The organism is Microcoleus sp. BM001215392, assembly GCF_036700185.1.
Taxonomy (GTDB): Bacteria; Cyanobacteriota; Cyanobacteriia; order Cyanobacteriales; family Microcoleaceae; genus Microcoleus.
Map to the genome: position 1 here is coordinate 17,542 of NZ_JAUBOJ010000017.1, position 23,225 is coordinate 40,766.

The window sequence follows — 23,225 nt, forward strand, 5'->3', positions numbered from 1 at the left end:
GAAGATTCAACCCACGGAGGTGGGTTTTGTTTCTATAGACGCGGTTTCAACCGCCCAATCTTCTATAAAATCAGCATAAAAAATGAATTTTCAAGCTATTCTTGACAGCGCGGAAATTTACCTGAAAGAGTGCGTTTCACCCCGCGCGGAAATTATCGACAGCGACTCGGAATCACTGAAAACAGCACTTGTCGGATTGGAAAATCGATCGCTCTTAGCGTTGCGAGTTCCCCAAAACTGGGGCGGCGCCGACATTCCACCGGAGTTTTATCACCAATATCAGGAATTGACGGCGCGATATTCCGGTGCTTTATCTTTCCTGCAAACTCAGCACCACAGCGCAACTGCGATGCTTGCTAGCAGCGACAATGAAATGCTAAAAACCAGATACCTGCGGGCGATCGCCCAAAAAGAGTTACGCTTGGGTGTTGGGTTTTCGCATTTAAGGCGATCGGGCAATCCGGCTGTCACCGCAACTCCCGCAAAAGATGGCTATTTACTGTCGGGAAATGTTCCTTGGATTACAGGTTTTGGCTTGTTTCAAAAGTTTATTGTGGCTGCGGTACTTCCCGACAATCAGGCTGTTTTTGGTTTGCTGCCTTTTGCTAATATTGAATGCAAATATGGTCAAATAGCTTGCAGCGAAATCATGCAGTTAATCGCCATGAATTCAACTAATACTGTGACAGCAACTCTCGACAATTGGTGGTTGGAGGAATCGGAAATAATTGCGGTTAAACCTGTCGGGTGGATTGACGAAAACGATAGCAAAAATATCCTCAATTTTGTTCCGGCTACTTTCGGCTGTATTCGAGGGGGATTGGATGTAATTGTAGCGGCGGCGACTGTTAAAGATTCACCTTTGATAGCGGCGGCTTACCAAAAATTGCAGCAGAAGCTCGATCGGCTCAAACAACATTTCCTACAATCTCAACATAGCTCAAAAGCAGAACAATTAGCGCTCCGAGCCGAAGCTGTTGATTTAGCCGTGCGCTGCGGGCACGCTGCGGTGGTGGTTTCTAGCGGTGCGGCTAACGGTACGCTGCACCCGGCCGGGAGAGTTTATCGAGAGGCTTTGGTGTATACTGTTTCCGGGCAAACCAAGGATGTGATGGCTGCGGAACTCGATCGCATTGTCGATCGATTTGAGATTTGAGATTTGAGATTGCTCGGATTGTAGATTGTAGGGTGTGTCAGCTAGAAGGATTTGCGATTTGAGCGATCGGCTAATGGCTGACGCACCGTACCATTAAAATAACCTGAGTTTTTGTGCCGATGACCAACAACTTCAAATCAAACAATTTAAAAACGATCGCCTACCGCGACATTATAGACTTAAGCCATGCAATTCATCCCAAAATTCCCGTCTGGGCGGGAGATCCGCAGACAGAATTTGAAACCGTATCTCAAATAGAAAAAAACGGCTATTTCCTGCGAAAATTCTCAATGGGAGAACACAGCGGCACTCACATCAACGCACCCAACAGCTTCGATCCAGCCGGCGCGAGTGTTGACTTTTATGCGCCGCAGTCGCTAGTTTCTCCCGCAATTGCGATCGACATTCGCGAGCAAAGTCTTGCCAATCCCGACTACAGTTTAACTATAGATGATATATTGATTTGGGAACGGCGACACAAATTTATAGCACCGGGAAATATAGTTTTATTGTATACTGGCTGGGAAACAAAATGGGATAATGAGCGAGATTTTTTCAATTGCGACGTGGGCGGGATTTGCCACTTTCCCGGATTTGGCAAAGCAGCAACTCAATTTTTGCTAGAAGAGCGCTCAATTGCCGGAATTGGTACCGACACTCACGGAGTAGATCCGGGACAAGATGAAAGTTTTGCAGTTAACAAACTAATATTGCAACAGCAGCGAATCGTGCTGGAAAATCTGGCAAATCTCCATTTATTACCTGCGGCTGACTTCACTTTGGCGATCGGCATATTGCGCCTTTTGGGAGGTTCCGGCTCGCCCGTGTCTGTGTTAGCTTTTGTAACTTAAGCTGTGGCACATTTCAATTGGATATGGCGCGAGTCCGAAGCATCGCCCAAATCATGGTTTGATTATTTGTTGACAGAAAATGTCAGTGCCAAGCTCGCTTAGTGCGGTAAAATTAGATTGAGATAAGTCGAGCCAAAATAATCAGATTAATGACACAACTGCCCAAGGAACTCAACGAGGCGATCGCCCAATCCCGCATTGCAACCGCCGCCGCCCTCTCGGATGGCAAAAATCTGCTGCAAGTAGAATTAATATTTCCCGAAATTGCACTGCAAGCACAGTCCATTACCCAACAATTTATCCCAGAATTTGAGGAAAAATTTTCGGGTCTCAAAGTCTTTTTTCCCGATACCGGTGCGGCCGCCCTCGCCCGCCGCGACTGGGGAGAAACACCGTTTAAAGTGACTGATTTGGGCAGCAGCCGCACTGCTGTTGAAGATAAAATAGCACCGGAAGATGAAATGTTTTTGCTGATCAATCCCGCCGCCGTAGAAGTGGCGCAAGTTGAAAAACTTTACATAGCTGCGGCGGGTCGCCCCGTAATCCTGCTCAACCCGCGCCTCGAAGATGTTGCAACAATAGGTATAGGTTATGCAGGCCGTCAATTGCGCGATCGATTCCTCAGCAAAATCGAATCCTCGTACTACATCAGACCCCTAGAAAGTGCTGCTTTATTCCGCTGCTACCCGCAACCGTGGCAAGTATGGCTGGAAACAAACGACGAATACGAATTAATTTCGGAAACCTCCCAAAAACCCGTAGGAGACGATTTAGAGCGGATTTTAGCTAAAGCTATGGGAACCGCAGATCCAAACTCCACTGCACCTGCAAAACCGTTAAAAAAGAAAGGTTTTTTGGCAGAACTCCAGACTTTTCTGAAAGCTTTGACTCAGTGACAGCAGTTAACGCTCGATCGCATTGTAGGCTGCATCAGTAACAGCAGTTGCAGAATCACAATTAACAGCTTGCCAGTGTTGCTATCGGTAGCTGAGCAAATAGATATTGGCGAGCTTTACTGAATCTCGGTCTCAAGCAGTATAATGGGTGACACCCCTCCTATGCAAAAGAAGGGAGAAAATAGCAGGAAAATCATATGCTCTCAGCTAGTAATTAAGGTTTTGAGCCAGGGAAGCGGATAAATACAGTGGATCACCGGCGCATTGTTATCGGGGACGTACACGGACATTACGACGGGTTAATGCTTTTGCTAGAGGCACTAGCCCCAGGCTCGGACGATCGCGTCTATTTTTTGGGAGATTTAATCGATCGCGGGCCGAAAAGCGCTCAGGTATTAGATTTTGTACAGCACAGCCCCTACCAAACTCTGCTGGGAAACCACGAACAACTGATGTTAGATGCTTTATCTGCTGGGTTGCAGGTGGATATGCGGGCGTGGCAATCTTGGCTTTACAGCGGCGGCGATGCGACTGTCGCCAGCTACAAAGATACAGGGATGATGCCGTACAAACACTTAGAGTGGTTGCGATCGCTCCCTACGTACTTAGACTTAGGCGATATCTGGCTGGTGCACGCGGGGGTAGATCCGAGTATGCCAATTAAGGAACAGTCGATCGAACAATTGTGCTGGATTCGCAAAGAATTTCACACAATACCAAAACCGTATTTTCCCAATAAATTAATTATCACCGGTCACACGATCACGTTTACGTTTGAGGGCGTCAGGCCTGGTGAATTAGTCAGGGGTCAAGGCTGGTTGGATATTGACACGGGTGCTTATCATCCCAAAAGCGGCTGGCTGACTGGATTTGACCTCAGCTACCGTAGAGTTTATCAGGTAAATGTGTTTAACAATCAAGTCCGAATTTTGCCGTTTGACGAAGTTGTCAGACAGGTTAAGCCACAGATTCCACTTCCAAAAGCTCAGATGAGTCCTATTGTTCAGCAGCAGGGTTAAATCAAGAAGAAGTTGTAGGGTGCGTCAGCTTGAGTTCGATCTAAATTCAACCAGTTATAACGCACCCTAACAACTAACTGTCCGATCTACGATCGCAACAGCCGGCGCATTTCCAGCTTGTAGTCGGCATTATTCAAACCTTCACCGCTAGCCAAATCCGGATCGATAGCCTGGGAAATCGCAGCAATTCGATCGCTAGTAGCCGGGTGAGTGCTCAAAATATTCGGGGGAGAAGGCTGATTCAGCAACTTTTTCATAAAATCGACCATCCCAGATTGAGCGTAGCCCGATCGCCCCATAGTTTGTAAACCCAACTGATCCGCCTCATACTCAGCTTGGCGGCTGTGGGGGCGACGCAAAGCCAACTCCACCCCAATCTGTACCGCCCGAGAACCATTGAGTCCAGCCGCCGAAGCTACACCAGAGGCGATCGCCATTTGACGCATTTGTTTAATCGAGTGGCGGGCGCCAATATGCCCAATTTCGTGGGCGATGACGCTTGCTAATTCGGCTTCATTATCCGCCGCCGCCATCAAACCCTTATTCACATAAACAAAACCGCCCATCGTCGCAAAAGCATTAATATTGTCGTCGTCAATCACCTGAAAAGTATAAGGAATATCCGGGCGATCGCTTTCTTGGGCCAGGCGCTGACCGATGCGGTTGATATATGCTGTAGTGGCGCGATTGCGGTCAAGCTTAAACTCGCTTTTCGTCAACTGTTGATTAATTTGTTGGCCAACCGTCACCTCTTGGCGATCGGACATATTCGACAATTGAATAACTTGAATCCCCCGAAAAATCAGTTCCGGCAAAGAAAATGCTTGAATCGGTTCCGGCGAAACCACCCAGATACCCGCAGCCACAATCACCGACAGAAACAGATAAATCCCGCGGCCGCAAGTATGCCGACAAGTCAACCAAAAACTTTTTAACATGATTGATAAGTGCCACAAGTTAGATAAATTTTTAGGAAAAACTCAAAAACTCACCACATCGGCAGACGAAATATAACGCTGCTTAGTTGCTATTTTAACTTGTTGCCAAATTTTAACCACCCTCCCCATCTTTACCCGCTCGCGGAGCCGAAGGGCCACTCTCCAAGTCCTGCGGATTTTGGGCGATCGTTGTGGTAATATCTTTTGGCTTGTACAGATACTCCTGTCGCTGTCCGTTTATAGGCGATTTATGAAAATTTTGGATTCTCAAGGCCGACTCTTCGGCAAACTCAGCATTTTAGACGTAGGTGCTGCGATGATTGTGCTGCTAGTTGCCGTCGGCATCTTCTTCTTTCCCGGCACATCTGGCGGTTCCGTGGCCCAAGTTGGCGCTAGTGTCAAACCTGTAGAAATCGATGCAATTGCGATCGGACTCAAAGGCACAAACGTTCAATCATTATTCAAACCAGGCGATAAAATCAACGTAATTATCCGCAATCAACCCTCCGGTCAGATTACGATCAAATCCGTCAAAACCCTAACCAGAACCCTAGCAGTTCCCCAACCCAACGGCTCTCTCAAAGCTCTTCCCGATCCCAGAGAAGAAGAATCTTTCAGCAGAAACATGATGTTTACCCTTGAGGGAAAAGGTCAACTTACTGAAAACGGCCCGGTTTTAGGAAATACCAAAGTCAAAATTGGTACTACGCTAGAACTTGAAGGCAAAAAATACATTTTCAACGCTAGCGTCATTGACGTGCGAGTCAAAGAATAGTCAGTTGTCAGTTGTCAGTTGTCAGTTGTCAGTTGTCAGTTGTCATTGGGAATTGTCAATTTTCCAGACTAAAATCCATGAGAAATATCGCTTATAGCAGAGTCTAGATCCCCCCGAATTCTTGCCCCCTACTCCCCCTTAAGAAGGGGGGGACAAGAGTATTCTCTTTCGTCCCCGCAACGATTCGGGTTCACAGGTGTAGGTTTCGCAAGGCAAAACCCTGCAAACAAGCGACAGTGGAACCGTTTTAGGCTTTTGCCTTGCGAAAATTTCCAACTCTTATGGGATAAGGCTTTTACCAACAAACCTACACCCATCAGCTTAAGAAAGGGGGGAGAAGAGTATTGTCTTTCGTCCCCCTACAACCAGGGGGATGCGAGGGGGATCTAGACTTGGATATAAACGAGAGATACAGAAAGAGGTCTTGAGAATTAAATTAACATCTATGGGTAGTGGGGAATTAATCTTTCTTTTTCCCTCAAACCTGGAACCTCTATCCATTAAGTCCCGCACATTGCTTGCTCGTTGCCTAACTTCTTTACCCTTGGGAAAGCAACCTTAAATATTGGCGAATCAAACCAATAGTCACAGCCGGAATTTCCAACTGCGGAGTCAAACCCACATTTTCCAAAGATTGAAAAACTTTGATTGCTTGGGGGTTGAGATTAGCCAACCGCTGGCCAACTTCTGGGCTGGTAAACTGAGATTTATCTCCCCAAATAATCGCTGTCGGCGTTGTTAGTTGAGTGATGTACAGCGACAAATCAAAACACAAATCTCCCCGTACAAAAGACAAGGCGGCATATTCTGCATTGGGTTCTAAGGCAGATTGGAGGTAAGCATCGACAATTTCTTGGTAAACGCGACGGGAATCGGCAAATTGGCGCTGTTCTAGGAAGTTGCGAATGCCCCCGTCGGTGGCGATGCCCGTAGTGTAGAGCAAGCGGTCTAAAATCGGCGTCTTGACTAGCTTAGCGAAAAAACTGCTGCCATAATCTTGTCCGAAGTCCGATAAACCGCTGGGAATTGTCAAAATCAGCGATTTGAACAGATCCGGTCGGGCGATCGCAGCTCGAATCACGATCGCCCCCGTCAGCGAAGAGGCGATCGCATCCGTCGGACTGTCGCAAGTTTTTTCAATAAATTCAATCAAAGTTGTGATATAATCTTCGACCTGATAATTTCTCGGCGGATGTTCCGATCGCCCCCAACCGATTAAATCCGGTGCTAAGACTCGATATTCCGCTGCAAACGCCGGATAAACTTTCGACCATTCGTAGGCACTCGACCCGCCTCCAAAACCGTGAAAAAACACCAAATTTGGTTTGTTTTCAATTTCTGAGCTCGGTTGTCCGATCCAAGGCATTTTTTCAGCAGTGTAATATACCATTCTGCCGAGTGAAGTAACTGTCGATCGCTGACCGAAGCCAAGGGGAACAAGCATAAGTAAGCCTCAATCGCTGTTAGATGTTAGATGTTAGATTTTAGTCCGCCGCCTCGCTACTGTTTAAAAAAGTTGCAAAGCTAACGGCGTTTTTGTAAAGATTCGGTATTGATTTGAATATATTTTAGTACAAGTGAAGCCTGAAAAGACAGACAGCAAGTATGTTTTGCGATTTGGGGAGTTCGGCTGTGCAGTTATCCCGATCCTTGCCAACAAACCGCGATCGGCGATAATAAACAAAATGATGGGTCTTACCCCTCACAAGAATCGAGTCGGTTCGCCGAGGAAAAAAACCAACGATCCCAAAGCAGGATTATTAGAGATCGCTTTCAGACAGAGCGCCTGCATCGCCAATGATAAATAATTAATCACCAGAGTTTGCGGAGCCGTGGCTTTTAACGTCGAAGGTTTTTTTGAGGCCGGGCGTTTGGTTTTCGATTCCTCAGATTGCAGGTTTGGCAATTTCCCAGACCTCGCCGCCAGTCAATCCCAAAACACCAGAAACAACTAATATCAGGGAGGTCTAAAAAATGCAACTGCTTAGGAAACGGGATCGCGAGGGTTTTATGGTTGACGCAAAAAGTCTTCTATCTGACGGGTTTGCAGAATTTGATACGGCTTGCCGCAGCAGGGAGTTAAACGGCAAACAGTCTGTGGTAGCGACTCCAGAACGATCGGGTTCGGGGTTAGACGTGCGATCGCGCGTCAGCACACCGGCGATCGTCCGCCTAGCTTTAGAAGACTTAAAATGCTTTGAAGTAGTAGAACACCAGTTTGCACATTGGGGACTGACTTTTAGCAATGCTGTCGCCATCCAACCTTCAAACCCAGCATTTTTCACCGGTTCTGAAGCAACAGTGTTAATGGGAGCGCCAAAAAGCGGACTGATAGAAGTAACTTTTAAGTATCCGGTTCGCAGCGTGTCAGGACTTGTCACGAGTTCGCGGCGAACGGTTTTATCTGCTTGCGACATCGACGGAAACCCAATTGTTCAGGATGAAATGCCGGCGCCCAATTTGGCAGGGTCTAATTCTCCGATCGCCCCTAGCGCTCCCCTGCGCGTCAAAGCCCAGAATATTCATCGGATTTCTTTTTACGCTTTTGATGGTCAGCTAATAGTCGATGACTTTATTTTTGGGTTCTAGAGCAATGCCATAAGTATCGTCCCAAGCCTGCAAACCTTCCAGAAGGGCATTGCAAACTAAACCTTCGGGTTCCCGACTCAGCATCAGGCGAAAGCACTCAGCAGCGCGATCGAGGGCGATCCTCTGGCTTGAGGTAGCCCCCGCGGACTTTGCTAAGGAACTGTTGACAGAAGTCACACTGTCAAACCCACCGTTATTAACCAAATCGGTCATTTGTCGCACTGCAATCAAACGCTTCACGGGGTCAGGAGCGGTCAAATCTGCCAAGATGCGATCGAGCGTCGCTTCATCTTTTGAAATCTGAAAACTCAGCGCTTGGCGCAACAACAGCCCTGCAATCGCGATCGTGCCAAAATTCTGAAAAATCAGGCTCAAAGCTATCCAGTGGCTCTGCGAGTCTGCCCAAATCGCCAAACTCATGTAAGCGCCCAAGGTAGAAATTCCGCCGGCACCCACAGCTAAAACGAAACGGCGGTTCGGGCTCTGGCCAAATTCCTGGGCCCTCGATCGCAGCAACTGCCAGTCGCCCAACTGCCCTCGGTAAACCAGCATCATCGCGGCGATTCCTAGCCCGGTCGAAAACAATAACTGACTGTTCCACCACCCCCAAACTGCTGTCAGCACGATTGCTGCCAGCCAACCTTTCGATCGCCTCAAACGCTCTAGCAGCCACTTGAGAAAGGCCACAGAAACAACTGGCGAGCGAGTCCGAGCCGTCTTGCCATCAACCCGGAGGCGCCTTTTGGCGGCAGTCGTCGGGGTTTGCTGCGGGCGATCGTGACTTAATTGAGTCAACTCTTGACGATCGGTCATTTCTAAGGATAAGTCGAGGGATGGTAGCTGCTCGACTTCCCAAGTGCGATCGGACTCTTTCACTACTGATTGATTCAGCTTGGTTGTATTTTTTTTAACTTGATTCATACTGACTTTTTTGACAAACAACTTAAAATTATCCAAGGGTTTTTAGAACAGATGAATAATTTTGGGCTAACCAGACTCTTAGACTCTATGATACCTGAAATTTACCGCGGCGGCGATTACCACAACTGCGCCTAGTTCCGAGAGATTATTACTAAAAATACAATAATTGAAGATTGTTAAGCAAAGCATTAGGGATAGCAGGCGAATATTTCTGGATTATTGTTGAGACAAAAGGTCGATCGTTCTGTGGCATGAGTGCCACAGCCAAAAAAAAATTCAATTTAGGAAGGTTGGGGGGTTTTGAGTGGTGGAATTCGTCTGCTTAGAAACGCGCGACGAAAATTTAGCTGAACCAGCAGAAACCCCACACTGAATTTAGAGGGGGATTAATTGAGGCATCGCCGAATACCCCCGATAAATCAGTGTGGGATGAATGCGCGACTGACGAAGGTTGGCGAGTCAGTCATTAAATGCCAGGGAAAGTCGATCAATCCATGCCTCTACCATCTGGGTGATAGTCTGCTCTCTCGCCGCTGCGACTGCTTTCAGTTTACCGAGACGTTTCTCTGATAGTCGAATGTGAAGATTTTTATCTTTCATTGGCTGTGTTGCTAACGCGAACACAATTATGCTACCATAAATTTCAAGGAGGGCAAATATGAGAACGGCATATCAGTACAAACTACGTCCAACCAAACAGCAGATAATTGAACTGGACAGATGGCTGTCTATGCTGTGTTCGCAGTACAATTATCTTTTGGCTGACCGATTTACTTGGTACGAGCAAAATCGCTCTCCTATTAATGCTTGCCCTCTCGTCTGCTATCTACCCGAACTACGAGAAAATCCCGATTATTACTCGCAAAAGAAAACGTTACCTCAACTCAAGAAAACTCATCCTTGGTATAGCGAGATTTATTCGCAAGTCATTCAAGATGTAGTTAAAAGAGTCAAGGTAACATTTGACCGTTTCCTCAAGGGCGATAGCAATGGAAGGCGTAGCGGTAAGCCTCGTTTCAAGTGTCGCAATCGCTATCGTACTTTTACCTATCCACAGGTAAAAGAGGGATGTTTGCAGGGCAACTTAATTAAATTGCCGATGTTCGGCAAAGTTAAAGTCGTCTTGCATCGCGCTATCCCTGACGGGTTTCAAATCAAAACCGTATCTGTAACTAAGAAGGCTGATGGTTATTACCTGACGCTTTCCTTGGAAGATAAAACCGTTCCAGAGATCAAGCCGGACTTTGATCCTGATTCAATAACAGGTATTGATGTAGGACTGAAGGAATTCTTAACAACCTCTGAGGGTGAAACAGTTGCGATTCCTCAATACTATCGCAAAGCTCAAAAACGTCTGCGGGTTGTTCAAAAACGAGTTTCACGACGCAAGAAGGGCAGCAACCGAAGGAGGAAGGCAGTCAAGCAGTTAGGGAAGTGCCACAAAAAAGTAGCTGACAAGCGTAAAGATTTCCACTTCAAAACAGCTAATTGGTTGCTATCAAAATATGACGTAATTGCGCACGAGGATTTAAACGTCAAAGGTCTAGCTCGTACAAGATTGGCTAAATCTGTGTTGGACGCTGGGTGGTCAAGCTTTCTGTCGATTCTAGCAAACAAAGCCGAAAATGCTGGGAAAGTTGGTTGTTCCAGTAAGTGCCTATAATACTTCACAAGATTGTTCTAATTGTGGCGAGAAAGTACCAAAAAAGCTGCATATTCGTTGGCACAGTTGCTCATGTGGATGTGAGCTAGATCGTGACCATAATGCGGCGGTAAATATAAAAAATAGAGCGGTAGGGCATTCCGTTCTTAAAGCCAAGAGCCTCCTAAGCGATAGCCGGATTGTCTTGGAAGCCCACACTATATCCGCTTCGGATTAGTGTGGGAGATGTCACTTTGGTAGAGCGTTACCAGCAAACAGATGCGCTGTCATCAGGTATAATTTCTTCAGGTTGGGCATTAAGTTGGCACGACTAAATCCAATCCGTCGGTACGTCCTTGATTGAGTTCGACCGCACAGGATTTCCTGTTGTTTTTGGGAGCGTGGGCGGTTAAAGCTCCATGTCACTGATTGGGGACAGCAGTAGTGTCAAGGACGGGGGCATCGCCTTTCGGGCACAATCCTCGGGAAAAAAGCTTTGCTTGAGATGGGGTACGTTCGATCGATTAATGAGAGTTGTGTTAATTAAACCGATATCTCGTTAAAAGCATTACCCGATCGACAGGGCAGGGTTGGAGAGCCAGAGGAGATAGAATTCGGTAAGTTAACCGTAATTCTTGTAGGGGGCCCCCGAGTTGCGCCCGAAAGGCGATATCCGTCAGATATCGGGGGAAAATGGCCCGCGGCGTCGGGATATTGTGGTCGATGGCCTGGAGTAGAAAGCCGGCTGGCAATCATCAAGGTTCACACCCGTAAAGCAGCAGCGCCAACAACCAATCGCGCCAGCCTGCACCAGGCAAGTCCGGTGACTGGAAAAACAGCGGCTGCAAGACCACACTCAGGCAGAAATGTTGCCCCAAAGTGTCTCTGCGGAGGTTAGGCTAGTGAAGGGAGTCCAAGAATAGTTACGATCGAGACTTGATTCGTCTACCTTGTAATTTCTTGCTCAGTTGTCAAGCCCAACAGTTTTGCATTCTCTGACAAGCGAGACTCTTGGCACTTGTAACAAGTGCGTTTCTCGACCGTCAAAGAGCTTGGGTTCGATCGCGCAAGCCCTGACCAATATGTAAACACCTTATCGATAGCTCGCCGGAGCAATCTTGCAGGAAAACCCATGTCTAGTATGCAAAACCAATTCACGGTTCACTTCTGGGGCGTTAGAGGTAGCATAGCGTCTCCCGGGGCGGAAACAGTACGTTACGGGGGCAATACGCCCTGTATAGAAATGCGAGTGGGTGAGGCCCGCCTAATTTTTGATGGCGGTACAGGATTGCGGGTTTTGGGACAAACTCTCCTGTCGCAGATGCCCGTAGAAGCTCATATGTTTTTTACTCACTCTCACTGGGATCACATTCAAGGATTCCCATTTTTTGTCCCAGCTTTTATTAAGGGCAATTGTTTTCACATCTATGGGGCTGTGGCTCCTAATAAAGCTACTATCCAGCAGCGGCTCAACGACCAAATGCTCCACCCCAATTTTCCGGTACCGCTGCAAATTATGGGGGCAGACCTGAAATTTAACGATATAGAGGTGGGCAAATCGCTGTCCATCGGAGAGATTAAGGTGGAAACAGCGATGCTAAACCATCCGGGCGAAGCTATGGGGTACCGTGTCAACTGGCGTGGGTATTCGGCTGCTTACGTGACTGATACCGAACATTTTCCCGATCGAATCGATGAAAATGTGCTGTCATTGGCTCGAGATGCTGAGGTGCTGATCTACGACGCTACTTACACCGATGAGGAGTATTATGCCGAGAAAACCAGCAAGGTCGGCTGGGGACATTCAACTTGGCAGGAAGCCGTGAAGGTGGCAAAGGCTGCTAATGTCAAAAAATTGGTGATTTTTCATCACGACCCGCTGCACAGTGACGAGTTTTTAGACAGGGTGGGAGAGCAAGTCGCTCAAAGATTCCCCAACAGCTTGATGGCGCGGGAAGGTTTGTCGTTACAGTTGCTGCCTCCTCATAACACTGAGGTGTCTGAAGAAGCGTCGGTGGCAGCCCCTAAAGTACCGGTATGATGGATTTGAAATTGCCAGATGCTTCTCAAATCCTGAGGTCGGAAATCTAAAATTTAACCGACAGGCCCGAAGTCCCGCGCTCTAATCGATCGAGGATGAGCGTCGGGATAAAAGGCGAGTAAACAAGTGACTGCACGCGATAACGTCTGTGTGGGAAGTTCCCGCTAGGGCTGACCTCACTCAAAGACAAATAACAGCCCCGGCTTGAGTCGCAGAGAACCAAAAAGTTTAGATCGAGGTTCTACTCGGGACTCGATTCTGTGGAGTCAAATCTCAAATCGAAAAATGGAAAATCGACTGGCGATCGCAATCAGGCTAGGTGTGTCAAAATCTTAAGCGTGTGGGTAACTTCTTCTTATAGCGCTGCTCTGACTCCAACTTCCGTTGCCTTGGGAAACTTTGACGGTTTGCACCTAGGGCACCGACAAGTCGTGCAGCCAATTTTAAATCGATCGCCGGAGCCGACTTCTGCGACGGTTTTTGCGTCGGGGCAAAACTTGCGCCCAAACGCAGGCAAAGATCAAAATTGGGAAAGCGAACATCCCGCAAGCTGGGACAACGACTCAGCAACACCGCCGGAGACCGCAGATAACGCGCACCCCCGCGCCGAGGGCAACAGCCTTTCTGGTCGCGATGATGCTGCGGGCGATCGGCTTTACGGCACTGTGGTGACATTCGATCCCCACCCGCAAGAATTCTTTACAGGTCAACCCAAAAAACTGCTGACTCCTCTGGCAGAAAAGGTAGAATTGCTCGCAGCAATGGGCGTCGAGCAACTTGTGCTCCTGCCGTTCGATCGAGAACTGGCGGCTTTAACGGCTGCTGAGTTTGTCGAAGAAATTCTGGTGCGGCAACTGCAAGCGAGTCGAATTAGCGTGGGGGTTGATTTTAGGTTCGGACGCGGACGCGCTGGGACGGCTGTGGATTTGCAGTCGATCGCCTCGGGTTACGGTATTGATGTGACGCTTGTACCCCTGCACAATTGCACAGAAGGCGATCGGATCAGCAGTTCGGCCATACGCGAAGGTCTAGCATCCGGCGACATCATCCAAGCCAATCAGTTACTGGGGCGCCCCTACAGTTTGGTGGGGCCTGTGGTTGGGGGACAGCGGCTGGGTAGGACGATCGGATTTCCTACTGCTAATATCGAACTGCCACCGGAAAAATTTTTGCCGTGTTTTGGCGTGTACGCAGTGCGAGTCTCGGTGAAGGATGGAGGCGGAATCATCAAAAAAGATGAAAGTTCTTCCTATAAGTGGGAAAATCCCCAATCTCTAATTCCGCGCCCAGCATCAAATGTATCATTCATAAATGGGGTGATGAATGTTGGCCGCCGCCCGACGGTAAACGGTCTGCAACTCACTGTAGAAGTTCACCTGTTAGATTGGTCTGGGGATTTGTACGGTCAAACCTTGAGCGCAAGTTTGATAGAATTTTTGCGACCCGAACAAAAATTCGCTTCTCTAGATGCTCTGAAAACTCAAATTCAGACAGATTGTGATGTTGCTAGAAAGGTTTTAGCTGCTAATGGTTAGTATATATCTTGCCCAAATATTTGTTAATCAAATTTTCGGACGATGCTCAAAGCCCATCCCACAACAAAAAAATGTGTAATGGGCTTTGAGCATTGGCCGGAGATGGGAATTAGGAATTGGGCATCGGGCATCGGGCAAAGAGGGCATTGGTATCAGTTATTCGTTATTGCCAGCCCCAAGCGAGTAACAAATAACAAACAACAAATAACAACCAACAAATGACTAATGACTAATGACTAATGACTAATGACTTTGGTATCAGTTATTCGTTATTGCCAGCCCCAAGCGAGTAACAAACAACAAACAACAAATAACAACCAACAACCAACAACCAACAAATGACTAATGACTAATGACCGATGACTGATGACTAATGACTAATGACTTCTACTTAAAAATCAGGGATATGAGAGAACATATTGAGCGGCTCAAACAAAATCTAGGCAAGACAATTGTCGGTAAAGCGGATGCTATTCGCTTAGTGCTGGTAGCCGTGCTTTCCGGGGGACACGCGCTGCTCGAAGACGTGCCTGGTGTGGGAAAAACGCTGTTAGCGAAGTCTTTGGCGCGATCGATCGCTGGGAAGTTTCAACGCATTCAGTGTACTCCGGATTTGTTGCCAACGGATATCACCGGTACTAATATTTGGAATCCCAGCAGCGGCAAGTTTGAGTTTTTGCCCGGCCCAGTTTTTGCGAATGTGTTGCTGGCCGATGAAATCAATCGGGCGACGCCGCGAACTCAATCTGCTTTGCTGGAAGTGATGGAAGAAAAGCAGGTGACGGTAGATGGAGTTTCTCGGAATGTTCCGGCGCCGTTTTTTGTGATTGCGACTCAAAACCCGATCGAATATCAAGGCACTTTTCCGCTACCGGAAGCGCAGATGGATCGGTTTACTTTGTCTTTGACGTTGGGCTATCCCGCTGCACAGGAAGAGTTGCAAATGTTGGAACGGCTGTCTGATACTTTTGCTGTGGAGGATTTGCAGCCTTGTATTTCCTTGGAAGAGGTGCAGGAATTGCGCCGTTTGTGTGCTGTGGTGCAGGTGGAAGGCTCTTTGAAGCAGTATATTGTGGATTTGGTGCGATCGACTCGCCAGGATGAAGAGATTACTTTAGGCGTGAGTCCCCGTGGTGCGGTGGCTTTGCACCGGGCATCTCAAGCCTTGGCGTTTATTTCAGGGCGGGATTTTGCTACCCCGGATGATGTGAAGGATTTAGCGCCGCACGTACTTTCTCATCGGTTGATTCCGGCGGGCGGAAGAAAGGCGAAGACGATTGTCGATCGATTGTTGCGATCGGTTCCTATTCCCTAAAAAGATCGGAGACGGCGGTTGAAACCGCGTCTACACAAACAAAGTCCGCCTCCGCGGACTGAAGATAATTCGGCGGTTGAAATCGCCAATTCTTCAACCCGCGGAGGCGGGTTTCGTCTGTATCGACGCGGTTTCAACCGCCCGGTTTTTTTATCTTATGATGATTGTTGAATAGATCCTTGAAATAGCGCCACTAATTTCTTTGCTTCTATATCAACATTATGTTGTTGAGCAACCCGTTGGGCTCCTATTTTCCCCATTTCTTCTAGCTTTTCTAAAGGTGCTTCCAATGCCGCGCGCATCGCAACTGCTAATGCTTCTACGGAACCGGGAGGAACTAACCAACCGCAAACACCGGGTTCTACAAGTTCCGGGATACCAGCAACATAGGTGCTAATTACGGGCCGATTGAGAGCGAGAGCTTCCATAATTACGACGGGTAAACCTTCAGCAAAACTCGGCAATACCATGGCGCGGGAAGCTAAAATTTCTTTCTGAACTCGATCGCCGCTGGCCCAGCCGGTAATTTCTATATAGTTTTGCAGATTGAGTTGTGCAATCTGCTGTTCAATTTCAGCTCGCAGCGGCCCGTCTCCAACAAATACCAATTTAAACTCTAAACCTTGAACAGCTAGCTTGCTGGCGGCTTCTAACAGTAACAAATGACCTTTTTGTTCGCTGAGTCTCCCGATGCAGGCTAAGCGGGGTGCTGCGGGTATGGGGACGTGGGGTGCGGCTAAAAATGCTGCATCGACGCCGCAGTGTATGACGTTGATTTTTGACCAATAAGCGCGATCGCACCACCGAAAAAGCTGACTTTTCCCGAAGGAACTAACTGCTGCGACAAAGGTCGATCGTTTAATTTTTTCATCTAAGGAAAGAAGTGTAGCTTTATCAAATTCTTCAGGGCCGTGAACGGTGAAGCTGTAAGTCGGGCCGCCCAGCACGCGGCATAACATTGCAACAGTTGTGGAATTTGTGCCGAAGTGAGCGTGAACGTGTGTGGTACCGGATTCTGCGAACCAGTTTAAAAGAATGCAAGCTTCTGCAAAATAAGCTAGATGCAGCAAAATTCCGCGTTCTGAGTGTAAGCCAACTTTGAACATTAAGCGCAAAGCTTCGAGGAATCGAATTGGTCTAGTTGCGGCAGTGCGGAGCAAACCCAACGCTAAGCCCTGTACGCCAACTCCTAGGATGACTTTGGTCAATTCTTGTTCTTGTTTGTCTGCGCCGTCTACGAGTTCGGATTCGCAGGATCGGATCGAGTAACGCCCGACTTTGAGGCCGCAACTTTCGACTGCTAGGAGTTCTCTGCGGACGAAGCTGTGACTGACTTTGGGGTATTGATTGACCAGGTAGGCGATGTTCATGAACCGGGAAAAATTTTTGTGGTAAAACTTAGATTAGTTTAGCCTTATGGGATGTGAAGGGCGATCGCTTTTGGTGGCGTGGGTGCGGTGAGGGCGATGATGGAGAAAGCGAATCACTCCACACATTTGAGACTTTATAATATTTTATTTGACGCCTGGGGTAGTAAAGTCATTTTTGCTATTTAGGTATGTAGTTGGGCTTTAGCCCTCTTTCCTAATATTATAAAGGAGGCTCAAGCCCAACTACGTACCTTCGCCCAAGTGCGAGCCGACTTTTGAGCAATACTTTTGGTAGTTTAAAATTTCCTATCCTGAGAATAAAACCACCCTGCCTATCTATCGGGGCAACCGGGTTCTTTAAAAAACCCTACAATAATTATGAAAATGATGCGAGGATTGCTATACTACTTTTCAATTCTGACTCGCTATTTCAGCATCCAGCAGCAATTCGCACTGTTGAAACACGTAATTGATTGTGGCAAAGAGTCGATTTAGGTCATCAATTAAGTAAGACTGTTTGTTTTTAGTAAAACTATTTAACTTCAGCTTGCCAAACTGCCATACTGCACCATTCGAGACAATCCCAAAAACATCTTGCTCTGGATTTTCATTCAGTCGCTGTGCGGCAATCATTTCAGCCAAACATTGGGCCCATCCATTTTCAAAATTATCTTGCTTTGCTTCAATTAATAAAAAGTAAGGTTTGTCAAACACAATATTTCCTAACGGAGACTTTTTCGCCAATATATACTCAGGAAATCCTGAAAGCTTTTCATCATAGGTTAATGATTTGTGACTCCACAAGATAAATTTTTGGCGATATTGCTTCCAAACTTCCTTTAAAACAGGATAAATCAGATTTTCGCAAATGGCATATTCCGAACAGTCGGGTGCACCATCTTGCATGACAATTTCCAAGTCTTCTCGGAAGTAGTCGGGGATAGGAAATTCAGTTTCAATAATAAAGTTAGATTGGGTGTACGTAATCTGAAACTCTTTAACAACGGCATCGGTTGTTTTGTAAGCGCTGAATGGCATAATTACTTACCAGATTTAGGTTGCGTATTTTATTGATCTGATTTTAGCATGAGTCAAGGGCGATCGGCTTTAAGTGCGATCGTTCATTTGAGCATCCAGGAGCAATTCGCACTGTTGAAACACGTAATCGATCGCAGCAAAAAGTTTATCTAATTCTTGAATTGTATAAAACGTTTGATTGCGAGTAAAAACATTGGATTTGAGCTTGCCTAACTGCCAGCGATCGCCATTTGATACAATCCCAAAGACATCTTGCTCTGGATTTTCATTCAGTCGCTGTGCTGCAATCATTTCAGCTAAACACTGCGCCCATCCATTTTCAAAGTTATCTTGTTTCGCTTCAACCAACAGAAAGTAAGGTTGTTCAAAAACAACTTTTCCTAATGAAGAACGTTTAGCCAAAATATATTCAGGAAACCCAGAAAGATATGGGTCGTAAGTGAGAGATTGATGGCTCCACAAAATAAACCCGCTGTAATAGCGCTTCCAAACTTCCTTTAAAACTGGATAAATCAAATTTTCGCAAATTGCAAATTCAGAATTATCAACCACTCCTTCTCGCATTGTGAATTCCAAATCTTCTCGAAAGTAGTCAGAGACCTGAAACTCTGTTTCTACTATAAAATTAGATTCGGTGTAGGTAATTTGAAATTCTTTGAGGACTGAACTGACGGTTTTATAAGCGCTGAATGGCATAATTGCTTACCAAGTTTAGGTTGGGTATTTTATGGAGCTGATTTTAGAATGTGAAAAGGGCGATCGATCTTGGTGGGATGGGTGCGGCGGGGGCGGGAAAGTGAATCACTCGACCCATTTTACGCTTTTAATACTCCCATCTTCCTTGATAGCAGTAATCTTGACATGAACTGCTTGTCCTTCTGTCAATAAAGCTGCTTTTTTAGGCTCCTTCTGCGTAAGCTTTAAGACTTCCAACATATGATAAGTTACCTGATTGTTGTTGATGCGACCTACAGTAGCCTCCAAAATTTGTCCAATCTCAAATTTTTTTGACTGAACAGCTTTAGCAATTTCTACTTGCCGTTCTGACTTGACTACAATATTTTCTCGTGTACTTGGTGAAGAAGTTTGATCGACTCTGCGATCATCGATTCCTGCTACTTGTAACGGGGTTGGTAAAACTCGACGCTCTTTGTACTCGTTAGGCTCAATCGTCATATACTCAGCATCTTGTGAGTGTTGAAAACCTTCGTATTGCAACATTGCCAATAACATTTTGATTCGTGGAAGTTCGTCTAAGCTTGTAGCTTTACTTCCCTCTGGATAGTCGTTTTCGTGAATATTTTTAAGTACATAATCCTCAAAGTTTTTTATGCAATCTTCACGTTCAGAGTCAGTATTAGCTTTCTTTCCATACTCCCAGTTATTGTCATCAGTGAATAAAGTGTTATAGCGTTGAGTGCGATCGCCAAGCCAGAGTTCATCAATTTTTACCTTAACAGCACCCATCCCCAAAGGTTTACCCATACCTACAGAAAGGCAGTATTCTGGCCGATCAGCGCGATCCAGTACCCACAACAATGCACCAAGTTCTACTTTACTAAGGTTTTCAAAGTAGATGGTAAATGAAAAGTTAATATCTTCATCAATCGGTTTAATCAGACTCGTTTGGGTATCTGATGTGTCACTGGGAACTTCAATATGAGCAGGTTTATGCCAGTACAGCTTGTGTCCTCGAATAACTGTTTTTCCAGGTTCTGTGTCGTTTGGTGGAGGGCTAGCATAGTGCTTTAGTTGACTCTTATTTGCCCCAGTTTCTTGTGATTGAACCAGATAATGCTGAAATGTTGTAGGTTTTGGGCTAGATAACAGAATAGTTTTAGGTTCTTGATTCAGGCTTTGCTGTACCTTCTCTTCCTGATGTGGCTTCAGGATACCATCGCTGATAAACACTCGACCAGCACGACTTTGTTCTCTTCCTTCAGGTTGCTTGTCACGTCGGACAAAACCAAAAATAGCTTCAGCTATATCAGTGATTGCTGGTTTATCTTTAGAATCTTTCAGGAAATCGGGAATAAAATCTCGTGCTGTTGCAGCTTTTCCATTACCTTGATGAGAGTAAGGAATCCTAAAGTTAGGACTTTGACCAAATAGCGTTACTGGTTCTCCAGCTTGAGGTTGACAATAAAAAATGGGTCGGCAATCCTTTAAAACACCTAGCTCACTATTAAATGGGTTCTTAAAGTTATCTTTGAATACCTTGCCGCTCTGAAAATCTGTCAATGCGGATATGTAATCAAGAATAGCCTCTTGACTAATTTCAATTACCTGATGGGTACCATATTGCTTGGAAATGAGGTAATGGTTCTTACGACCTTTTTTGCTTTTTAACTTAGCCTCTTTTTCTTCTTCTGTAAGATTGCTTGTTTCCAACATATTACCGCTAGTAACTAGAACTCCCTGATTTTCTGGACTTGGATATTTATGTACATCTTCACTAACTAAGATATCGCCACGTGATCCGAGCTTAAAGCTAATATCAATGTATTGAGGCAGATAATTATCTTTTTTCATTAAGATTAAAGAGCGAATATGGCTTTTAATATTAGCTTCTTTAATTGGAATATATGACAACTTATTTTTGTCATCTAAAATTAAAGCTGGATAAATTTGCCATTTATTGCAAATTCTATCAAAATTCAAATAACCAGCTTGGACGTTTTGTAGTTTATATTTATGTTTAAGTGGATCATTTTTGTCAGCAGCAACAGCTCTGAAAAATAACTTTTGGGCATCAGAAACTCGATCGATCTTACCAAAACTAACAATTTCCACCAAAGTTCGTAGCATTCCTCGTAAGCTACTACCGGGTATCTCAGCAAGACTACTGCCAGGATAACTGAAGAAATTAGCAAGAATTTCTCGTCTTTTCTTTTCCCACTTTGCTTTTTCTTCTTTTTCCCATCGATCTTTATCTTCTTTTGTTTTATGCGTAGGAGGTTCTGAGTATTTAGCAAAATCATCGGGACTCCAAGCACAACGGGTGTATAGTTGAGATTTCGTTGTTAAAGTGCATTCAATTCTTCCAGTGTTTCGCTCTGAATGATAGCGATCGCCCTCTGGTAAAGGTAGTTCGGATTCAACAACCTTTTCAGGCAATTCCACAAAATTGTATGGTGCTTTAGCTATCCTATCGGTTGTTTCAATTTTCTTAATATGCTTAGGATTCATCCTTCAATCTCCTTATTATTCAATTAATTAACTTAATACCTATTTATCCTCTAACTCTAGCTCAAAGCTAACCCCTTCATATAAAATCTCGATCGCGCATTCAAACTCAATACTGTCTAGAGCGATCGCCTCCCCAGCTTCATACTCATAGTAAAGCCACATTTTGCCCTCCCCACGACGATAAACCTCAACGGCTATTTCCTCTGAATCTACTAAGACGTATTCTTGCAAACTCGGAATCTGGCGATAATACTTGAGTTTTTTTGTGCGATCGTAAGTTGCTGTACCCGGAGAAAGAACTTCAACAATAATTTTAGGGTGTTGAATAAAGTCTTTTGCTTTCAAGTCATCAGGATCGCAAGTCACAACTAAATCTGGATAGAAATAGCGACTGTTTTGATTAGTCTGAACTTTCGCATCTGATACATAGACTTCGCAGCCTCTTTGACTTAGATGGGGGTACAAAGCCCTGTAGAAATTGAGGTAAATCTTGGCGTGAGGAAAAGTTCCCCCTGTCATAGCTAGAATTTCACCGTCAATATATTCATGGCGAAGTTCTTGCTTGGCTTCCCATTCTAAGTATTCTTCCGGCGTCATTTTTTGATAGTCTTCACGAGTAGCAATCATAATTTGCTCCTTGATGCAATCTATTCCTATTTTAACAAGTGTTTTTGAAATTACATAACTGGTTACTAAAATCTACTTTTTTGAATGAGAATATAAATCCACCAGGCGACTCAGATAAATTCTGGCTACACCACTCTCATCATACTCAATATAATGACGTACTTGTAAACGTAAGGGGCGGGAATCTTTACCTTTAAAATTAATCCAAGTTAAAGGTACAGCGTGTTTTAGACCTTGTGAACCATCTGAAACTAAAGTAAAACCTTTTTCGTGTTTTTCTTCTTCTGCTTGCGTTCCCCAAAGGATTTGTTTTTCACAAATATAGTCATCTTTATCTTTTGACAGATGTCCATCCTCGATCGATCGTGCTTTCCAGTTTTGACCGACTTTCCAAAGCATAACTTCGGCATTTTCACCAAAGATACGACATTGTTGGAGAGTAGAAAGACGCAACTTAGCCAATTTGGGAAATAGATCATCATCTCCTGATGTTACCAACTTGCAGTCATTACCTCTAAATTTACCCCAAATAACGCCATCATCAGCATGAGCTAATAAATAAGTTAAATGCTCCTTCTTTGCTTTAGCTTGTATCCAAGCATACAAACTACCATCATCTGTAATTGTTTGAGAATCTTCAAGTTGTTTGCAATATGGTTTACACATTGTTTTTTATCTCCTCTTTAGGATGTTTGACAAATGCTTGAACATATTCTTCTAAATCTTGTTTGTTAGAACCAGTTACTTGAAGTAGTTGGCCTGGATGGGCTTGAGAAATTGTCCACTTCTTCTGGTATTTTTTCCAAGTTAAAGTAGCTGATTCACCCTGTAATCTACCCCGTCCGATGCTGCTTTCACCACCTACAGGTAAATCTTGCGTCCACAAATCTTTCAGCAATAGTAACAACAATCCAATTTCATTATCTTTGGGATTCCGTAATTCTAGCTCGATACAGACACTTCCTCCAAATATAGGTTGTTCGTCGAATAATGCACCGTGATATGCACCTCCGGTAAAACGGTCGATCGCAATCCTAGTTTGTACTAATTCAGTAGCATTTTCAATCACTTTTTCGTGGACAACTAAACGACTTGATTTTGCTTCCTTCTCTTGAACAAAACCAAATAGCTCATTAACAAGTGTTGAACTACCGCCCAATGTGTTAACAATTCGCTCGGCTCGATGGCGCAATACTCCAGCTAAACTCGTACCTGATAAGACTGGTTTTAGTTCATCATTACGATGAGATTTCAAGTGTACGACATCAGGTGCGCGTCCAGTTGAATCTTGACCGGAACGGATGAGGAGAGAACCGACTAATT

General features: G+C 45.4%; 22 protein-coding genes. 12 read left to right on the forward strand and 10 right to left on the reverse strand.

Translation table 11 applies throughout. The features are described from left to right. The first annotated feature begins 82 nt into the window (after positions 1 to 82). The 4 genes from QT974_RS03730 (at position 83) to QT974_RS03745 (ending at position 3,922) form a co-directional block, all read left to right on the forward strand. The gene (locus QT974_RS03730) at positions 83 to 1,156 is read left to right on the forward strand and encodes an acyl-CoA dehydrogenase family protein (protein WP_333467178.1); all 1,074 of its coding nucleotides are present in this window, start codon (positions 83 to 85) and stop codon (positions 1,154 to 1,156) included. Between the two features lie 119 nt (positions 1,157 to 1,275). Continuing rightward, positions 1,276 to 2,007 (forward strand): cyclase family protein, encoded by a 732-nt coding sequence (locus tag QT974_RS03735; RefSeq protein WP_333467179.1) that lies wholly within the window; start codon positions 1,276 to 1,278, stop codon positions 2,005 to 2,007. A 149-nt stretch (positions 2,008 to 2,156) separates the two neighbouring features. Further along, positions 2,157 to 2,903: a DUF1995 family protein gene (locus QT974_RS03740; protein WP_333467180.1), complete on the forward strand. Its 747-nt coding sequence runs from the start codon at positions 2,157 to 2,159 to the stop codon at positions 2,901 to 2,903. A gap of 248 nt (positions 2,904 to 3,151) precedes the next feature. Next, the gene (locus QT974_RS03745; protein WP_333467181.1) at positions 3,152 to 3,922 is read left to right on the forward strand and encodes a metallophosphoesterase family protein; all 771 of its coding nucleotides are present in this window, start codon (positions 3,152 to 3,154) and stop codon (positions 3,920 to 3,922) included. Between the two features lie 86 nt (positions 3,923 to 4,008). Here QT974_RS03745 and QT974_RS03750 read toward each other — a convergent pair whose 3' ends face one another. Beyond that, entirely contained in the window at positions 4,009 to 4,860 is an 852-nt protein-coding gene (locus QT974_RS03750; RefSeq protein WP_333467182.1) for a M48 family metallopeptidase, read from the reverse strand. A 250-nt stretch (positions 4,861 to 5,110) separates the two neighbouring features. On the opposite strand from QT974_RS03750, the gene QT974_RS03755 reads away from it, so the two are divergent. Beyond that, positions 5,111 to 5,635, forward strand: a complete 525-nt coding sequence (locus QT974_RS03755) for a DUF4330 domain-containing protein (RefSeq protein ID WP_333467183.1) — start codon at positions 5,111 to 5,113, stop codon at positions 5,633 to 5,635. A 538-nt stretch (positions 5,636 to 6,173) separates the two neighbouring features. Here QT974_RS03755 and QT974_RS03760 read toward each other — a convergent pair. Beyond that, positions 6,174 to 7,079: an alpha/beta fold hydrolase gene (locus tag QT974_RS03760; RefSeq protein ID WP_333467184.1), complete on the reverse strand. Its 906-nt coding sequence runs from the start codon at positions 7,077 to 7,079 to the stop codon at positions 6,174 to 6,176. Positions 7,080 to 7,609: 530 nt separating this feature from the next. Between QT974_RS03760 and QT974_RS03765 the strand changes: the two genes are divergently transcribed. After that, complete coding sequence (locus QT974_RS03765; RefSeq protein WP_333467185.1) at positions 7,610 to 8,224, forward strand: hypothetical protein; 615 nt, start codon at positions 7,610 to 7,612, stop codon at positions 8,222 to 8,224. Here the strand turns inward: QT974_RS03765 and QT974_RS03770 are convergent. Continuing rightward, a complete protein-coding gene (locus QT974_RS03770; RefSeq protein WP_333467186.1) occupies positions 8,192 to 9,145 on the reverse strand; it encodes a hypothetical protein in 954 nt (317 codons plus the stop codon). The two genes, QT974_RS03765 and QT974_RS03770, sit on opposite strands and share 33 nt — an antisense overlap. Before the next feature lie 173 nt (positions 9,146 to 9,318). On the opposite strand from QT974_RS03770, the gene QT974_RS03775 reads away from it, so the two are divergent. From QT974_RS03775 to QT974_RS03800, 6 genes are all read left to right on the forward strand, one after another. Next, positions 9,319 to 9,471: a hypothetical protein gene (locus tag QT974_RS03775; protein ID WP_333467187.1), complete on the forward strand. Its 153-nt coding sequence runs from the start codon at positions 9,319 to 9,321 to the stop codon at positions 9,469 to 9,471. 332 nt (positions 9,472 to 9,803) lie between these two features. Beyond that, a complete protein-coding gene (locus QT974_RS03780) occupies positions 9,804 to 10,808 on the forward strand; it encodes an RNA-guided endonuclease InsQ/TnpB family protein (RefSeq protein ID WP_333467188.1) in 1,005 nt (334 codons plus the stop codon). After that, positions 10,771 to 11,025, forward strand: coding sequence for a zinc ribbon domain-containing protein (locus QT974_RS03785; RefSeq protein WP_333467189.1), 255 nt, complete (start codon positions 10,771 to 10,773; stop codon positions 11,023 to 11,025). Before QT974_RS03780 ends, QT974_RS03785 begins: the two co-directional genes overlap by 38 nt. An 894-nt stretch (positions 11,026 to 11,919) precedes the next feature. Beyond that, positions 11,920 to 12,828, forward strand: coding sequence for an MBL fold metallo-hydrolase (locus QT974_RS03790; protein ID WP_333467190.1), 909 nt, complete (start codon positions 11,920 to 11,922; stop codon positions 12,826 to 12,828). 338 nt (positions 12,829 to 13,166) lie between these two features. After that, positions 13,167 to 14,363 (forward strand): bifunctional riboflavin kinase/FAD synthetase, encoded by a 1,197-nt coding sequence (locus QT974_RS03795; RefSeq protein WP_333467199.1) that lies wholly within the window; start codon positions 13,167 to 13,169, stop codon positions 14,361 to 14,363. A gap of 406 nt (positions 14,364 to 14,769) precedes the next feature. Continuing rightward, positions 14,770 to 15,678 carry an AAA family ATPase gene (locus QT974_RS03800; RefSeq protein WP_333467200.1) on the forward strand — a complete coding sequence of 303 codons (909 nt, stop codon included), beginning with the start codon at positions 14,770 to 14,772 and terminating at the stop codon, positions 15,676 to 15,678. 155 nt (positions 15,679 to 15,833) lie between these two features. On the opposite strand, the gene QT974_RS03805 is transcribed toward QT974_RS03800, so the two are convergent. The 7 genes from QT974_RS03805 to QT974_RS03835 all read right to left on the reverse strand — a co-directional run. Next, positions 15,834 to 17,048, reverse strand: coding sequence for a glycosyltransferase (locus QT974_RS03805; RefSeq protein WP_333467191.1), 1,215 nt, complete (start codon positions 17,046 to 17,048; stop codon positions 15,834 to 15,836). A gap of 411 nt (positions 17,049 to 17,459) precedes the next feature. Beyond that, complete coding sequence (locus tag QT974_RS03810; protein ID WP_333467192.1) at positions 17,460 to 18,086, reverse strand: hypothetical protein; 627 nt, start codon at positions 18,084 to 18,086, stop codon at positions 17,460 to 17,462. Between the two features lie 69 nt (positions 18,087 to 18,155). Further along, entirely contained in the window at positions 18,156 to 18,782 is a 627-nt protein-coding gene (locus tag QT974_RS03815) for a hypothetical protein (protein ID WP_333467193.1), read from the reverse strand. 105 nt (positions 18,783 to 18,887) lie between these two features. Further along, entirely contained in the window at positions 18,888 to 21,275 is a 2,388-nt protein-coding gene (locus tag QT974_RS03820; protein WP_333467194.1) for a TIGR03986 family type III CRISPR-associated RAMP protein, read from the reverse strand. A 39-nt stretch (positions 21,276 to 21,314) separates the two neighbouring features. Then, complete coding sequence (locus tag QT974_RS03825; protein WP_333467195.1) at positions 21,315 to 21,902, reverse strand: Uma2 family endonuclease; 588 nt, start codon at positions 21,900 to 21,902, stop codon at positions 21,315 to 21,317. Positions 21,903 to 21,974: 72 nt separating this feature from the next. Then, positions 21,975 to 22,568: a type III-D CRISPR-associated protein Csx19 gene (gene csx19, locus QT974_RS03830; RefSeq protein ID WP_333467196.1), complete on the reverse strand. Its 594-nt coding sequence runs from the start codon at positions 22,566 to 22,568 to the stop codon at positions 21,975 to 21,977. Then, on the reverse strand, positions 22,561 to 23,225 hold a 665-nt coding region (locus QT974_RS03835), incomplete at its 5' end, for an RAMP superfamily CRISPR-associated protein (protein ID WP_333467197.1). The genes csx19 and QT974_RS03835, both read right to left, overlap by 8 nt.

Bases quoted from the DNA above. Each gene is read 5' to 3' on its own strand.
- QT974_RS03770 (WP_333467186.1), bottom strand. From the start codon at position 9,145: ATGAATCAAGTTAAAAAAAATACAACCAAGCTGAATCAATCAGTAGTG.
- QT974_RS03730 (WP_333467178.1), top strand. From the start codon at position 83: ATGAATTTTCAAGCTATTCTTGACAGCGCGGAAATTTACCTGAAAGAG.
- QT974_RS03825 (WP_333467195.1), bottom strand. From the start codon at position 21,902: ATGATTGCTACTCGTGAAGACTATCAAAAAATGACGCCGGAAGAATAC.
- QT974_RS03780 (WP_333467188.1), top strand. From the start codon at position 9,804: ATGAGAACGGCATATCAGTACAAACTACGTCCAACCAAACAGCAGATA.
- QT974_RS03740 (WP_333467180.1), top strand. From the start codon at position 2,157: ATGACACAACTGCCCAAGGAACTCAACGAGGCGATCGCCCAATCCCGC.
- QT974_RS03750 (WP_333467182.1), bottom strand. From the start codon at position 4,860: ATGTTAAAAAGTTTTTGGTTGACTTGTCGGCATACTTGCGGCCGCGGG.
- QT974_RS03755 (WP_333467183.1), top strand. From the start codon at position 5,111: ATGAAAATTTTGGATTCTCAAGGCCGACTCTTCGGCAAACTCAGCATT.
- QT974_RS03790 (WP_333467190.1), top strand. From the start codon at position 11,920: ATGTCTAGTATGCAAAACCAATTCACGGTTCACTTCTGGGGCGTTAGA.
- QT974_RS03765 (WP_333467185.1), top strand. From the start codon at position 7,610: ATGCAACTGCTTAGGAAACGGGATCGCGAGGGTTTTATGGTTGACGCA.
- QT974_RS03815 (WP_333467193.1), bottom strand. From the start codon at position 18,782: ATGCCATTCAGCGCTTATAAAACCGTCAGTTCAGTCCTCAAAGAATTT.
- QT974_RS03820 (WP_333467194.1), bottom strand. From the start codon at position 21,275: ATGAATCCTAAGCATATTAAGAAAATTGAAACAACCGATAGGATAGCT.
- QT974_RS03760 (WP_333467184.1), bottom strand. From the start codon at position 7,079: ATGCTTGTTCCCCTTGGCTTCGGTCAGCGATCGACAGTTACTTCACTC.
- QT974_RS03805 (WP_333467191.1), bottom strand. From the start codon at position 17,048: ATGAACATCGCCTACCTGGTCAATCAATACCCCAAAGTCAGTCACAGC.
- QT974_RS03785 (WP_333467189.1), top strand. From the start codon at position 10,771: ATGCTGGGAAAGTTGGTTGTTCCAGTAAGTGCCTATAATACTTCACAA.
- QT974_RS03735 (WP_333467179.1), top strand. From the start codon at position 1,276: ATGACCAACAACTTCAAATCAAACAATTTAAAAACGATCGCCTACCGC.
- csx19 (WP_333467196.1), bottom strand. From the start codon at position 22,568: ATGTGTAAACCATATTGCAAACAACTTGAAGATTCTCAAACAATTACA.
- QT974_RS03810 (WP_333467192.1), bottom strand. From the start codon at position 18,086: ATGCCATTCAGCGCTTACAAAACAACCGATGCCGTTGTTAAAGAGTTT.
- QT974_RS03800 (WP_333467200.1), top strand. From the start codon at position 14,770: ATGAGAGAACATATTGAGCGGCTCAAACAAAATCTAGGCAAGACAATT.